The sequence below is a fragment of the Streptomonospora arabica genome, assembly GCF_039531585.1.
In the GTDB taxonomy this organism is placed as follows: Bacteria; Actinomycetota; Actinomycetes; order Streptosporangiales; family Streptosporangiaceae; genus Streptomonospora; species Streptomonospora halophila.
In genome coordinates this window covers 1-14,235 of sequence record NZ_BAAAQI010000009.1, presented here as the reverse complement: position 1 = coordinate 14,235, position 14,235 = coordinate 1, and the positions used below count along the sequence as shown (strand labels likewise).

Annotated in this window: 11 protein-coding genes and 1 pseudogene; 7 read left to right on the top strand and 5 right to left on the bottom strand. The window is 74.9% G+C overall.

Going from position 1 to position 14,235, the window contains the following annotated elements; genetic code table 11:
• Positions 1–19: 19 nt before the first annotated feature.
• Positions 20–931: an accessory factor UbiK family protein gene (locus ABD284_RS15795; protein ID WP_344144004.1), complete on the bottom strand. Its 912-nt coding sequence runs from the start codon at positions 929–931 to the stop codon at positions 20–22.
• Positions 932–1,139: 208 nt separating this feature from the next.
• Here ABD284_RS15795 and ABD284_RS15790 point away from each other — a divergent pair, with 208 nt between their 5' ends.
• The 4 genes from ABD284_RS15790 (at position 1,140) to ABD284_RS15775 (ending at position 4,876) form a co-directional block, all read left to right on the top strand.
• Positions 1,140–1,490, top strand: coding sequence for an SCP2 sterol-binding domain-containing protein (locus ABD284_RS15790; RefSeq protein ID WP_344144002.1), 351 nt, complete (start codon positions 1,140–1,142; stop codon positions 1,488–1,490).
• Between the two features lie 259 nt (positions 1,491–1,749).
• Positions 1,750–2,862, top strand: coding sequence for a DUF1015 domain-containing protein (locus ABD284_RS15785; RefSeq protein ID WP_344144000.1), 1,113 nt, complete (start codon positions 1,750–1,752; stop codon positions 2,860–2,862).
• On the top strand, positions 2,793–3,098 hold the full coding sequence (locus ABD284_RS15780) for a DUF1015 domain-containing protein (protein WP_344143997.1): 306 nt from the start codon (positions 2,793–2,795) through the stop codon (positions 3,096–3,098). Before ABD284_RS15785 ends, ABD284_RS15780 begins: the two co-directional genes overlap by 70 nt.
• 743 nt (positions 3,099–3,841) lie before the next feature.
• Positions 3,842–4,876 carry an HAD-IIA family hydrolase gene (locus tag ABD284_RS15775; protein WP_344143994.1) on the top strand — a complete coding sequence of 345 codons (1,035 nt, stop codon included), beginning with the start codon at positions 3,842–3,844 and terminating at the stop codon, positions 4,874–4,876.
• A 378-nt stretch (positions 4,877–5,254) separates the two neighbouring features.
• Here ABD284_RS15775 and ABD284_RS15770 read toward each other — a convergent pair whose 3' ends face one another.
• Both ABD284_RS15770 and ABD284_RS15765 read right to left on the bottom strand, forming a co-directional pair.
• Positions 5,255–5,782: a single-stranded DNA-binding protein gene (locus ABD284_RS15770; RefSeq protein WP_344143991.1), complete on the bottom strand. Its 528-nt coding sequence runs from the start codon at positions 5,780–5,782 to the stop codon at positions 5,255–5,257.
• Between the two features lie 407 nt (positions 5,783–6,189).
• A pseudogene (locus ABD284_RS15765) lies at positions 6,190–6,366 on the bottom strand (hypothetical protein); the annotation flags it as partial.
• A gap of 747 nt (positions 6,367–7,113) precedes the next feature.
• Here ABD284_RS15765 and ABD284_RS15760 point away from each other — a divergent pair.
• Positions 7,114–8,139 carry an MBL fold metallo-hydrolase gene (locus ABD284_RS15760; RefSeq protein WP_344143988.1) on the top strand — a complete coding sequence of 342 codons (1,026 nt, stop codon included), beginning with the start codon at positions 7,114–7,116 and terminating at the stop codon, positions 8,137–8,139.
• A gap of 94 nt (positions 8,140–8,233) precedes the next feature.
• Here ABD284_RS15760 and ABD284_RS15755 read toward each other — a convergent pair whose 3' ends face one another.
• The gene (locus tag ABD284_RS15755; protein ID WP_344143984.1) at positions 8,234–8,662 is read right to left on the bottom strand and encodes an NUDIX domain-containing protein; all 429 of its coding nucleotides are present in this window, start codon (positions 8,660–8,662) and stop codon (positions 8,234–8,236) included.
• A gap of 271 nt (positions 8,663–8,933) precedes the next feature.
• Between ABD284_RS15755 and nhaA the strand changes: the two genes are divergently transcribed.
• Together nhaA and ABD284_RS15745 are read left to right on the top strand one after the other, a co-directional pair.
• Positions 8,934–10,181, top strand: a complete 1,248-nt coding sequence (nhaA, locus tag ABD284_RS15750; RefSeq protein WP_344143981.1) for a Na+/H+ antiporter NhaA — start codon at positions 8,934–8,936, stop codon at positions 10,179–10,181.
• 172 nt (positions 10,182–10,353) lie between these two features.
• Positions 10,354–11,568, top strand: a complete 1,215-nt coding sequence (locus ABD284_RS15745; RefSeq protein WP_344143978.1) for an NHL domain-containing protein — start codon at positions 10,354–10,356, stop codon at positions 11,566–11,568.
• A 440-nt stretch (positions 11,569–12,008) separates the two neighbouring features.
• Here ABD284_RS15745 and ABD284_RS15740 read toward each other — a convergent pair whose 3' ends face one another.
• On the bottom strand, positions 12,009–12,860 hold the full coding sequence (locus tag ABD284_RS15740; protein WP_344143975.1) for a tetratricopeptide repeat protein: 852 nt from the start codon (positions 12,858–12,860) through the stop codon (positions 12,009–12,011).
• Positions 12,861–14,235 lie beyond the last annotated feature (1,375 nt).

The following is a 14,235-nucleotide window of genomic DNA, read 5'->3' as shown; positions in this document are numbered from 1 at the left end:
GATTCCGGCCGTGCTGTGGCTATTGGTCGTTCTTCGTGCTGTTCTTACCACGGCTGCCGGTGCGCTTAGCGCCGCTGGTCTTGGTGGCGGTCCCGCCGCGGCCGGAACCGGCCTTGGCCTTTGTGGAGCGCTGCTGGCCCTTTGCGGTGGACGACGGCTTCTTCTTGGCGGCCTGCCCGTTTTCCGAACCGCTACTGCGCGCCGAGGAACCGGGCTCGCCGCCTTCGCCTCCGTCACCGTCGGCTGCCTCCGCCTCGGCGCCGTCGGCCGGCGAGGGCGCGCCTTCGCCGGTGGACTGCGCGGCATCGCCGGAGCCGGAGGAGGTGGCCGACGCGCCGCCGTCCGCGGGAGCCTCCTCCGCCGGTTCAACGGCCGGTGCGGCGTTCTCGGCATCCGCCGCGGCCCGCGCCGCCTCCTCCTCGGCGCTTTCCGCGGGTGCCGCGGTCGCCGAGTCTGTGCCCGGCTGCGGCTGCGGCTCCGGCGCCGGCGCGGCGGCCTCCGCGCGGGCCTGCACAGCGGGCTGCACGGCGGGCTGCAGCGGGACGGGCCGCGGCTGCGCGCGCTGGGCGGCCAGGCGACGCTCCAGCTCGGCGACGCGGCGGGCCAGGCGGTCGTAGTCGGCGCGGCTGACGAGCTCCATGCGCTCCAGGGCGCGCTCCACCTCGCTGCTGACCAGCGAGTTCAGCGCGTCGCGGTTGGCATCGGCGGTCTCGATCAGCTCGCCGGCCAGCGACTGGATGGGAGAGCCCGCGCGCGGTCCGCCTTCGGCGGGCTCCCCCGCCGCGGACGGCCCGCCGGGCGGCGCCGCGGAGGCGGGACGCTCCTCGCCCGCCTTGAGGATGACTTTGGCCGCGGCGACAGCGCGTTTGCGGGTCAGCTCGGTGAGTCCGTTGACGGCTTCGAAATAGGCGCGCACCGCGTCGACGAGCATGGTGGCTTGCTCCTTGCTGATGCCTGAGAAGCGGAAGAATCGGCGGTTCCACAGCGGAGTGGGACGCAGCCGTAAACGCTACCGGGCGTGCGGCCTCTACGGGCGCGACTTCGCAGGGTCGAGCGGCCTTCCCGACGCCCGCGCACCCTCGGGGGCGCGAAAGCGCACGACGGCGCCCGGGCACGGGCGGTAAGGCATCATTGGGCCCATGGCCAGTCTTGAAGAGTGCCGCGCGGCGGTCGGCAAGGTCTCGGAGCGCATCATGGAGGTCGACCCCGCCGACCGGCGCAAGCACATCGCCGAGCGGACCGTCAGTCTCACGGTCACCGACCTGGACGCCGTCTTCGACATGCGGCTGACCGAGGACGGACTGCAGGACGTGGTCGAACGCGGGACCGACGCGGCCGCGCGGCGCGCCCAGGTGGGGATCAGCGTCTCCAGCGACGACCTCGTGGCGCTGTCCGAGGACCGGCTGGACTTCGCCAAGGCCATGTTCGGCGGCCGGGTCAAGCTGGACGCCAGCTTCGGCGACCTGATGCGGCTGCGCAAGCTCCTGTGACCGTCGGACCGTCCTTCTCGATCGAGGGCGGTCGTTCCCGGTCCCCGTGGACACCGCAGCGCCGTCGCCCGAGTCCCCGGTGGCCTGCAAGCGGCGGCCCGCAATCGGCTGCTCGCCGCTGCGGGCGCCGAGGCGGCACATAGGTGCGGCCCCAGGGGGCCACGGCCGCCGAAGCTTGCGCCGCCGGCCGGCACCGGCCGCTCCCGCGCGCTTCCCGCGGGCGGCGGAGACGCCGCACGCGGACGGGTATCGTGCCAGCGTGCGGACACACAGGGGCGCGGACGCCCTCGAACTGGCGCCGCTGCGCGGGGTGCGCTACGCCGACCCCGACGCGGGCCGGATGCTCGACTCCCCCGACTTCGACATCGCCCGGGTGCTGGCGCCGCCCTACGACGTGCTGGACGCGGCCTCCTTCGCGGACCTGACCCGCGCGGAACCGCACAACGCCGCGCGGCTGACCGTGCCGCCGGTCACCGTGGGCCAGCGGCCGGGGTCGGGCCCGCCCATCACCGCCGCCGACCGCTACGCCGCCGCCGCGCGGACGCTGCGCCGCTGGCTCGCCGACGGCATCCTGGTGCGCGACCGGCAACCGGCCGTCTACGTCTACGAGCAGTCCCTGCCCGGCGGCGAGCGCCAGCGCGGGCTGATCGGAGCGCTGCGGCTGCCCGACCCGTCGAGCCCGGTCGTGCGGCCGCACGAGCACGTCGCACCCGGCCCGGTCTTCGACCGCGCGCGGCTCATGGCCGCCACCCAGGCCAACCTGGAACCGATCCTGCTCCTGTACCGCGGCGGCACCGGAGCCGCCGCACGCATCACCGACACGGTGGCCGGCACCTGGCCGCACCCGATCGTGGACACCGCGACCGCGGACGGGGCCGCCCACCGGCTGTGGGCCGTCACCGACACCGGGCTGCACGGCGAGATCGCCGCAGACCTGGCCGCCCGCACCGCGCTCATCGCCGACGGGCACCACCGCTACGCCGCCTACCAGCGGCTCAAGGCCCGCCGCCACGGACCGGGACCCTGGGACCACGGACTCGCGCTGCTGGTGGACTCAGACTCCTCGCCGCCCCACCTGGGGGCCATCCACCGGGTCCTGCGCGGACTGGCCACGGAGGCCGCGGTGGCGGCGGCCTCCGCCGTGGCCGAAGCCGTGCCGCTGCACGGGGACGCCGCGGGGCACCCGGCACCGGCCGCGGCGGCCGGCGGGGCGCTCTGCCGGCCGACGCCGACGGCCCTGCGCTGGTGCTGGCCGACCCGTCCCGCGGGCAGCGGTTCCTGCTCCGTGTCGACCCCGCGCGGATGGCCGCGGCCTATCCCGACCGCTCCCCCGGCTGGCGTGCGCTGCCCACCGCCGCCCTGCAGTTCCTGATGGGGGTGTGGGGGCTGGGCGAGGACGACGTCGACCTCGTGCACGACGACCCCGCGGCCGCGGTTGCCGCGGCACGGCCGGACACCGACACCGCGGTCCTGCTGGGCCCCGTCCCGGTGAAGGACGTCTACGCCGTCGCCGCCGGCGGCGAGCTGACACCGCGCAAGACGACGTCCTTCGGCCCCAAGCCCCGCACCGGCCTCGTCCTGCGCACCGGGGGGACGGGCTTCAGCTGATCCCGCGACCAAGCGGCGGGCCGACTGCAACGACCACCGAGACGGCGGCGCCCACCAGCTCACCGAAGCAGGTGAAGGCAACGGACGCCATGGTGCGCGGTGCCGTAGCCGGCGGTCACCGTCCTCCTCGGACAGGAGGGGGTCGCCGATCAGGGGCCGGCCCGTCCGGATCGGCGCGGCGTCGCCCACGACCGCCGGACGCCGGTGCCGCCGGCATTGCGGCGCCGCAGCGCCGAGGCGGCCGCACGGGCGGCGCGGCCGGGGGCCGTTTCCCCGGGTGGCCGATCCGCGGCCACGGCCCACAGGCGAGGCAGGGGCCCCGCAGTCCACCATGGACAAGCCGGCGCCCGCAGCGACCGGGCGGCACTTGGGTCCACCGGTCTGCCGGCTGCCAAACCAGCGGCGTGATACGGGCCGACACCCAGCCCTGGGCGGCGCCCTGGCTAAGGTGGGAGCCGGGGGCAGGCGCCGCCCGTCCGCGGGCGGGACCGGCGTGCGGAGGGTGCCCGCGCCGTCCGGCCGGACCGGGCCGATCGGTCTGGAACGCGGCTCCGGCTGCGAGACCCCGAGGCCTCGCGGCGTCCCGTCCGCGATGCTGCCGGCCGGATGGGACAGGGCGGCGGCTCGCGGGGCGCGTCCACCGCGTCGCGCTCGGCCGGACGCCGGACCGCCGGATCCGGCAGCCGCCCCGCCGGAACCGGTCCCGCACCCGCCCGCAGGCGGGGCGACCACGAAGGAGTCAGATGACCGAGGGTACGACCCTGCTCAGCGCCGAGAGGCCGCTGAACGAGCTGTACGACGCGGCCCTGCTCGACCTCGACGGGGTCGTCTACGTCGGCTCCCGCGCCGTGCCCGCCGCGCCCGAGGCCGTCGACAAGGCGCGGGCGGCCGGCATGCGGGTGGCGTTCGTGACGAACAACGCCGCGCGCACACCGGCGCGCGTCGCAGAGCGGCTCAGCGGGATGGGCGTCGCCGCCGCGCCGCAGGACGTGGTCACCTCCTCGGACGCCGCCGCGCGGCTGATCGCCGAGCACGTCCCGGCCGGTTCGGCGGTTCTGGTCGTGGGGGACACGGGGCTGCGCTTGGCGCTGCGCCGACACGGCCTGCGTCCGGTGTCGGTGGCCTCGGACCGGCCGGCTGCCGTGGTTCAGGGCTACTCCCCCCGGTTGAACTACGACCTGATGGTCCAGGGCGCCCTCGCAGTGGCCGCGGGCGCGCTGTTCGTGTCCACCAACGGCGACGCGACCGCGCCCCTGGACTTCGGCGTTCAGCCGGGCAACGGAGCGGCCACCCGGGTGATTGCCCACGCCACCGGCCAGGAGCCGCTGGTGGCGGGCAAACCGCAGCGGCCGCTGCACGAGGAGGGCGTGCTGCGCACCGGTGCGCAGACTCCGCTGGTGGTGGGCGACAGGCTCGACACCGACGTCGAGAGCGCCGCCGTGCGCGGTGTCGCGAGCCTGCTGGTCTTCTCCGGCGTGACGACGCCCGCCCGAGCCGTGGCCGCCTCCCCGAAGCACCGCCCCGCCTATCTCGCCTGGGACCTGTCGGGCCTGAACCAGACCCATCCCGCGGTCCGTACCGAGCCCGGTCGAGCGGTGTGCGGCGGGTGGACCGCCGAGCTGCGCAAGGACCGGCTCCGCCTGTCGGGTCGGGGCGGGCGCCTCGACGGCCTGCGCGCCGTGTGCGCGTGCGCATGGGCCGCCCATCCGGATTCCGCGCCTCGGCAGGACCTCGCCGACGACGCCCTCGCCGAACTGGGACTCCCGGACGAAGCCTGAGACGGGCCTCCGGGCCCCTCCCCCGGACCGGACTCCGCTTTCCGCTTTCCGGGCGGCTGCACGTGCCCGGGCGCCGCACGGGCCCCGGCGGACGAAGGGGCTCGCCCCCGCGCGAACGGGGCGCCCTCCGACGCGGTCCGCACCACCGGCGGACCGCCGCGACGGAAATCCGCGGCGCGCCGCTGCGCGAGCCGCACCTCGCGCAGCGGCCTCGTCGCCGCCGGCACGGGGCCTGGCCCGCCCGCTGTTCCCCGCAGAGGCGCCCCGGCCGGTCCGGCCATCAGCGTCCGGCGCGCACGGCAGCCGCTCCGGGAATCGCCGACCGCGGCCCGCCCCTGCCCCGGGCACCGGGTGCCCGGGGCAGGGGCCAACTCGGTGTCAGCTCTGGGAGGGTTTTGCCGAGGCGGCGGGGTCGGGGCAGCGGCTGATGCGCTGGACGGTGCGGGCCTCGATCTCCACGACGCTGGCCGAACCCTTCGGCGACCGCCAGAAGCGCCGGCGGAGCGCGCCGCTGACCTGGACGACGTCGCCGAGCCGCCACTCGCGGGTGCGCTCCTCGACGGCCTCCTGGAAGCTGACGCAGGTGATGGGATCGGCCGCCTGGTTGGGGCGCTGCTGCGCGGGAGCGCGGGCGATCGAGACCCGCCAGGTCGTCAGGCGGTCGCCGCTGGCGAGCTCGCGGACGCAGGGCTCGGCGGTGATGCGTCCGGCGACGACGACCTCGTTGCGGTGGCCGGGCTCGCGCCCGCTCCCGCGGGCAGTCCTGCCGGCCGCCCCGCCGGCCGCCCTGCGAGCAGGCGCCGTCTTGGCGGAGCGTCCGGTGCCGGGGCCGCCGGCGGCGGCCGGTTCGGCGGGAACGGTCGCGGGTACCGGGGTGGCGGCCGTGGTGGCGGTCGTGTCAGGCATGGTTCCTCCCTGCGTTGGAGCGTCGAAGGTCCGCTGCGGCGGCCGGGCCGCCGGGGCGGACCGGCCGGGCACGTCCAGAATCCGGCGCGCACACCCCCGGCGGAAAGCGCGATTCGCTTCCTGTGGAAAACCCGCTTCGAGGAGGGGTCCGCATATCGGTGCAGGCGCGCGATCGGACTCGGTGGGGCGTCCGGTGAGGTCCACGCGCGTCGGCCTCGTGCGCGTCGCCGTCCGAGGCGAACGCGTCGCGTCGGACCGGATCGGGGCCCGTCCTCGCCGCGGGGTCCGGGACCTGCGTGAACCGGCCGAGCACACCGCAATTCACGCAGCCGGACCGGGTTCCCGTCCGCCACGTCCGTCCACTACGCCCCCAAAAGCGGTGTCCGGCGGACTGCTCCAGGCGAGTCTCACGCCGCTGCGGCAAGCCCCGTGCCGAAGGTCTCGGCCGCGAGGTAGGGGGGCAGGTGGGGATGGCGGCTGCCGACGGCGACGTCTCGCCAACACCGCTGGAGCACGTTCGCGTTGTCGAAGCCGCTCGCGCCGTGCAGGTCGAGCATCCGCTCGACCGCGGCCCGGCAGTCCCGCCCGGCATGCGTCCGCCTCCCCGGCGACGGCGAGCATGGTGCTCTCGCCGCGGTTCACGAGGTGGGCCGCCTCCGCCGACCAGAGCCGGCCCCCGGGGAACCTCCCCATCCGGGGAGTAGGCGCCGAGGAACGGCTTGCGGTACGAGGCGACAGCGTCGGTCCCGTCGAACGCGCCCCGGGCGGCACCCGCCACCGGGCCGAGCACCGTCATCGCGAACAGGACGGCGCGGCCGGGTGGCCGAAAAGCGACGACCCGGCGATCGCCGCCGCCTTGCGGGAGATCCATGAGGCCCCTCAGCGGCAGTGGACGGTGAGCCGGCTCAGCGAGGCCGCGGGGATGTCCCGCGCGGCGTTCTCGCAGCGCTTCACCGCGGTGGTGGGCGGCGGTGGTGGGCCGGCCGCCGATGAGCCAACCGCTGGCGCCTCAGTCGGGGCGCCCGTCTACTCAAGGAGACCGACGCCACCCTGGCCGCGATCGCCCACCGGGTCGGGTACGCGCGGCGGGCCGCGCGCGCTGCCTTCCGGCCGCGCTCGGGCGCCGCGCCCTGGCACGGGCCGGCACAGCCGTTCCCGGCGGTCTGCGGCCGCCCCCGACCGGTTCGGGCCGACCGCCGGTGAACTAGATTCGGCACCGGACACCCGGCCGGGCCTGCGCAAAGGGATCCGCGCGCTCGCACGGACCGGGTCCGAGGACCCGCGTCGGCCCGTGCGGCGGGCCGCCGTTCGCGAGCGGAAGGAGACGCCAGGTGCACGACGACGTGGACCTCAACGCACTGCCCGGCGGGATCACCCCCCTGGGCGACGACATCTTCGCAATCGACACCCTGATGGCGGGCTATCCCGGAATCACCTCCAGCTACCTGCTCCGCACCGAGCGGCCGTGCGTCGTCGAGGTGGGCACCGCGGGGTCCGCCCCGGTGCTGCGGGACGCGCTGAAAGCGCTCGGGATCGGCGTCCGCGACCTGGCGACCGTCGTCGTCACGCACATCCACCTCGACCACGCGGGCGGGGTCGGCGACATCGCGGCGATGTTCCCCGACGCCGAGATCGTCGTCCACGAACGCGGCGCCCGGCACCTCGCCGACCCCTCGCGGCTGATGCGCAGCGCCCGCATGGTCTGGGGCGACCGGCTCGACGTCCTCTTCGGCGACCTGCGCCCCACCGACGCCGCCCGCATCCGCTCGGTCGCCGAGACCGGCGAGGTGGACCTGGGCGGCGGCCGGCGCCTGGTCAGCCACTACACGCCCGGCCACGCCAAGCACCACATGGGCCTGGTCGACTCCGCCACCGGCGACCTGTACGTGGGCGACGCCCTGGGCGTCTACAACCCCGCCACCGGCGACGTGCGTCCCGCGACCCCGCCGCCGGACTTCGACCTGGAGGCGGCGCTGGCGTCGCTGCGGCTGTTCGACGGCATCGGGGCGCAGCGGCTGATGTTCTCGCACTTCGGCGCGGTCGATGCGGTCGGCGAGACGCTGGCGGCCGCCGAGGAGGAGCTGCGGGTGTGGGTGGAGGCGGTGCGCGGAGCACGGGCCGACTCCCCCGACCTGGACCACGCGGTGGCCATGGTCCGCGAGCAGGTCCGCGACCGCTACGCACCCGCACCCGACACCCTCTCCGCGGACTCAGCCGAGGTCATGGAGGTCCTCAGCGGGGTGCACGGCAACGTCTCCGGCATCGCGCACTGGCTCGACCGGGTCGCCGCCGACCAGCGCGAGGCGGCCGAGACCGGAAGCGCCGGAGAGGCCGGAGGGGACTCCGGACGCGGCTGAGCCGCGGGGGTCGCGGGGCGTCCGCACAGCCGGCTCGCGGTGCGCTCCCGCGGCCGCGGCGCCGCCCCGGACTCCGCTTCGGCGCCGCGGCCGCTCACGGCGCGCCGGGCAGCCCCAGCTCGCGCAGCAGGTAGGCGTAGATCCCGTCGTCCCAGGACAGCTCAGCGGGCAGGACGTCGAACGCGCGGACCTCGTCGGTCTCGAACGCGCCGTCCAGCGGCCGTCGCGCCGCCACCGGCGCGTGCGTGACGACCGTGGTGTGTCCGCCGGCCAGGACGTAGTAGCCGTCGACGTGGACCTCGCCGAGCTCGGCGCCGGCCTCTTCGCGCGCCTCCCTGCGGGCGGTGGTCTCGACGTCCTCGCCCGCCTCGGCGTGGCCGCCGGGGAACTCCCAGGCGCGCCTGCTGTGGCGCACCAGGACCGGCCGCGCGCCGTCGAACAGCAGGCACACCACGGAGTCGTGGGCGGCGGGTAGCCGGCCCAGGTGCACGGCGGCGCCGTTCAGCGGCGGTTGCTGCGTCATGGCTGGCTACCTCGGCGGTGGCTGGCGGTGCGGACCCGCCCGCCCTCCGGGGGCGGCCCCGGGCGGTGCGGTGTAACCGTATTCTCCTAGAATTCAGGAACTCCCTGTTCACCCGCGCTTTTCGATACTGCGTGAGCTGGGACGACTTGGACAGATCCCTCGCCATACGGCAAGGTTGTCCAGGCGAAGTCGAGAAGAGACACGCATGGTGTGCCGGGAAGTCTGGTCGGCGATGTACTGCAACGCGTACTGACGACTCGGGAGTTCGACCATGGTGACCAAGACGGGCGCGAACGCGCTCGCCGACGCCCTTCGCAAGGACTCCGTCGGAGGCTTCCTGCTCATAGGCGCGGCCCTGGTGGCGCTCGTCTGGGCCAACTCCCCGTGGGCGGAGCTCTACGAGACCATCCGGGGCTACACCGTCGGCCCCTCGGCGCCGCTGCACCTGGATCTGACCATCGAGCACTGGGCCGCCGACGGAATCCTGGCCCTGTTCTTCTTCATCATCGGCGCCGAGCTCAAGCAGGAGTTCGTCCACGGCGAGCTGCGCAACCCGCGCCGGGCCATGCTGCCCATCGTCGCCGCCGCGGGAGGGATGGCCGTTCCGGCGCTGATCTTCGTCGGCGTGAACGCCGCCGAGCCCGCGGGCCTCTCGGGCTGGGGCATCCCGATGGCCACCGACATCGCGTTCGCGCTGGCCGTCCTGGCGATCATCGGCCGCCATCTGCCGCCGGCGCTGCGCACGTTCCTGCTCACCCTGGCCATCGTCGACGACCTCGGCGCGATCATGGTCATCGCCGTCTTCTACACCGACGAACTGCACTTCCCGGCGCTCCTGGGCTCCCTGGGGCTCCTCGGCGTGTTCGGCTACCTCCAGCGCGGACGCGGGCCCGCCGGCGCCCTCGACCGCTCGCCCGTGCCCAACTGGGTCGTGTACGTGCCGCTGGCGCTGGCGATCTGGGCGCTGATGCACGAGAGCGGCGTCCACGCCACGATCGCGGGCGTCGCCATGGGCATGCTGATGCGCAGTTCCACCGCCGCGGGCGAGCGCGAGTCGCCCCTGCATCGGGCCGAGCACATGCTGCGCCCCTGGTCGACGGCCCTGGCGCTGCCGATCTTCGCCCTGATGTCGGCGGGCGTGGCGCTCGGCGAACTCGGGAGGATGATCACCGACACCGTCGCCCTGGGCGTCTTCTTCGGTCTGGTGGTCGGCAAGCTCGTCGGCATCCTCGGCGGCGCCTGGCTCACGACGAAGCTGACCCGGGCGGAGCTCAACCCGACGCTGAGCTGGTGGGACCTCGCAGGCATGTCAGTGCTGGCGGGGATCGGATTCACCGTCTCGCTGCTCATCACCGAGCTGGCCTACCCGGGCGCGGAGGCGATGCTGGACAACGCCAAGGGCGGTGTGCTGTTCGCGTCGCTGGCCGCGACCCTGCTCTCCGCCGGCATGCTCGGCTGGCGCAGCGCGCACTACCAGCGCAACGGGGTCCTTGACAGCGCAGAGGCGCACAGCGGCTGAGACCGCACACGGGTGGCCGCCCCGCCGGTGGACTCGGCGCACTCTGCGCGCGCACGACCGGCGCGGCACCCGTGCCGGCAGCGCCTCCCGGTGGAATGGCCGGACCGGATCCGGGTACTTTGACCTTGATCCGCCCCGTTCGCCTGTGCGCCTCTCCCCGGAGGATCCGCCGATGCCCCTCGGCCGGTCGGCCGCCCGCTCCCGCAGCGGGTCCGGCGCGGTGCGCGCCGGTGCGCGCCGCCGGATCCGCGCGCTGGCGCTCGCGGCCCTCGCCCTCGCGCCGGCGGGCTGCGGGGCGCCGACCGAGTCCGACGAGCCCGGCACCATCGACACCGTCGTGGGCAGCGGGCAGACCGGGTGGCTCGAAGGCGGGTACGGAGGCGATGCCGGCGACGCCCGATCGGCCCGGCTGAACGCGCCCCGCGCCTTGGCGTTCTCCGCCGACGGCACGCTCTACATCGCCGACACGGACAACAACCGGGTCCGCAGCGTCGACCCCGACAGCGGCACCGTCAACACCGTCGCCGGCGGCGGCAGCCGCGACTGGGCCGGAGCGGAGAGCGCCACGGAGGTGGCGCTGCCCGAGGTCACCGACCTCGCGGTCGACGCCTACGGCGACACCCTCTACATCGCGGCGATGCTGGAGAACCAGGTGGCCGCGGTCGACCTCACGGACGGTTCGATCGAGATCCTGGCGGGCCGCGACGACGGCACGGCGATCGACATGCGCGAGCGCGAGGCCGAACGCCTGCGCGGGCTGTGGTGGCCTTCGGGCGTCGCCGTCGGACCCGACGACACCCTCTACATCGCCGACAGCGGCAACGGCCGCGTCGTCGCGGTCGGACCGCACCGGGGGCGCGACACCGGGCACCCCGACGCCGAACACATCCGCGTGGTGGCCGGCAACGGCGCCGCGGCCCCCGACGCCGGCTCCTGGGAGGGCGGCACCCCGCCGGACGGCGAGTTCGGCGATCTCGGACGGCTGACCGTCGGCGACGACGGATCCGTCTACTTCGTCGACGCCACGCTGGGCCTGCGCAAGATCGACGGCTACGACCACACCGTCGGCCCGGCGTGGAACCCGGATCTGCCGAGGAACCCGCAGGCGCTCGCGGTCGCGCCCGAGAGCGGCACGCTTTACGCGGCCGACGGCGCGAGGAACCGCGTCCTCGCCTACGTGCCGGGCCGCCGGCAGCCGGTCGTCGTCGCCGGCACCGGGGCCCACGGCTTCAGCGGCGACGGGGGACCCGCCCGGCAGGCGGCCCTGGACTCCCCCGGCGGCCTCGCGATCAGCGCCGGCGGGGATCTCTACATCGCCGACACGCACAACCACCGCATCCGGGTCGTCAACGACGTGGCAGTGGCCGTGGGAGAGCTGACGGACTGAACGGCCGCGCAGGGGCAGACGGCGGGCAGCACCGCGGGAGGAGCCGCGACCGGACCGCGACCGCCGGACCGCCGGTTCTACGGGGCGTGCGCCCCCGGGGAACCGGGAGCCCGAGCCCGTCGGACGGTGCGCGCCGCCGGACGTCGTCCGGACTCCGCCGGAGGACGGCGAGAACCTCGAGGTCACCGGACGGGTTCAGGCCGCCGAGCACTGCCGGCTCGCGCAGGCAGGTGCTGACGGCGTCCGAACCGGGTACGTCCTCGACCGGCCAAGCGGCGTCGCCGATCGGCTCCCTGCGCCCGGTGGGGGCAGATGACCGGGCGAGCGCAGCCGGCTTCGGGAAGTAGGCGGAGTCGGCGCCGTCAGCGCCGTTCCACGGGCGGAGGCGCGGGGAGGGCGGGACCGGCCGGCGCCCACGCGGTGACGGCGGCAGCGCCCGGTCAGCGCTCGGAGCCGCTCCCCGGGGCCCCGTGGAGCCCGTCCGCGGCCTCCTCGGCGCCGCTGTCCTCAGCGGCGCCGGGCTCCCCCGGTTCGGGCGGGGACGGGGGCGCGTGGTCCTCAGGTGCCGGAGCGGTCGCGGGCGCGGTGGCCTGATCCGCACGGCGGGGTGGACGCGGCTCCTCCGGCTCCTGCTCCTCGAACTCCTCGCCGTCGTCGGCGAAGGGGTCCTCGGCGTCGGTCCAGACGACGTCCTCACCGATGTCGACGATCTCGACACCCTCCAACTCCGCGAGCCGCTCGTCGGCGTCGGTCAGTCCTTCGCGGTCCACCGCCGAGGCGCGCGCGAAGTACTCGCGGGCGTCCTTCCGGCGGCCGCACGCGAGGACGGCGTCGGCGTAGGCGTAGAAGAGGCGGGCGACCCACGGGCGGGCCCGCCGCTCCTTCAGCTCGGGGATCTGCAGCTCGACCACGGCGGCCTCGGGCTGCCCGAGGTCGTGCCGGGCGCCGGCCGCGACGATGCGCAGCTCGACGCGGTCCTCCACGGGAAGGTCGTCGGCCTCCGGTTCGCGGGCGATCTCCAGCGCCCTCTCCGGCCGGCCGAGACCGCGCTCGCAGTCGGCGATCATCGCCAGGAAGTTGTCGCGGCCGGTCATCCGGCGGGCCGCTCTCAGATCCGAGAGGGCCTCCTGCCATTTGCCGACGGTGTAGGCGGAGATGCCTGCGGCCTCCCGCACCACGCCCAGGCGCGAGGCCCTGCGCCGGGCGAAGGAGGCGTGCTCATAGGCTCGTTCGGGCTCGTCCTCCAGGAGCCGGGCGGCCGCGGCCAGGTGTCGGCCCACGATCTCGGCCAACGACTTGGGCAGGCTGTTCAGCTCCCTGCGGACCTCCGGGGAAAGCTCACTGAACGCGACGTCGTCGGGGAGCTGGGGGGCGCCTTCACGGGGCCCCCGCTGCTGAGAGCCAGAGCGCGCGCCGCCCTGGCCGCCGCCCGGACCGCGCTGGGGCCGGCCGCGGGCGTCGCCCCGGTCCCGGTCGGGGCGTCCGCCGGAGCGGCGGTCCCCCGCACGGCCGTCACGGCCGCCACCGCGGAACTCCCGGTCGCCGCGGCCTTCGTCGCGCCGCCCGCCGCCTTCTCCGCGAGGACGTCCGGCGCCTGCGCCGCCGTCGTCGCGGCGGCCGGAACCGCCGCCACGGCCAGACTGGCCGAAGCCGCGACCGCCGTCGCGCCCTCCCTCTCGACCGCCGTCACGGCCGCCGCGGAAGCCTCCAGAACGACCGCCGCCGGACCGGGGCCGCCCCCCGTTGCCCGCGCCTCGGCCGCCGCCGCTCGGACCACCGGAACGATGGCCGCCTCCAGAGTTGCGTGGTCCCGAGCCGTTGCGGCTCCCGCGGCTGTCGTCAGTCATGCTTCCGTCCGTAAACAGTCAAAAGCGCTGCCACTCGTCGGTAGCAGCGCGTTGTTTCATCCCAGGTCTCTCACTCTACCCGCATGCGGTGCCGGAATCGCCCGTCCTGCCGCCGGACCGCGGCGATGAACGCCTCGTCACCACTGAGATCCGGCGGCAGCCCACAAGACCGGGGACGGCCCCTGGGGGAAGAACGGTTTCCGGACCGGACCCCGTGCCTTGACCACGCTTGGCTGTTCAGCCGGTCACCGACGCGGCGAACTCCGGCGCTCCGGCACGGGTGGCAGCGGACCGGGAGGGCTCATCTGCTCTGTACGGAAGCGCAGGCTGCGGTCGCGACCGACCCCGCAGTGCGTGCCATCGGCGAGAGACCGATGGATCCATGCCGCTCAAGCGGTCGGTCCGTACCGCCGACCAGCTCCCAGATAACGCCGCGCATCGGCGCCTGAACGTGCACCTGATTCCCTTCTTGACGCGATCTCCGGCACGCAGCCGGAACGCGGATCAGTATTCGCAACATGACAGAAAGTAACCGACGAAAACATGGCTGTGCCCCCCGCATCGTCAGTGGCTAGACGTGACGAGCCGGTGATCACCGTCGGTCCGATTACGAACACGATACAACACCCACGAAGTGAAAGTGCAGGTGGCGGCGGGTTCGCGCACACAGCTTCTCTTCGGCTCCGCCCGCTGTTTTCGGGCATAAAAAAAGGCGGGGGCGCAACCCGAACAAACGGGCCACACCCCCACCAACAAAAAATGCGGCAGCAACCTACTCTCCCACCCCCACCATGAAGGCAGTACCATCGGCGCAAAGAGA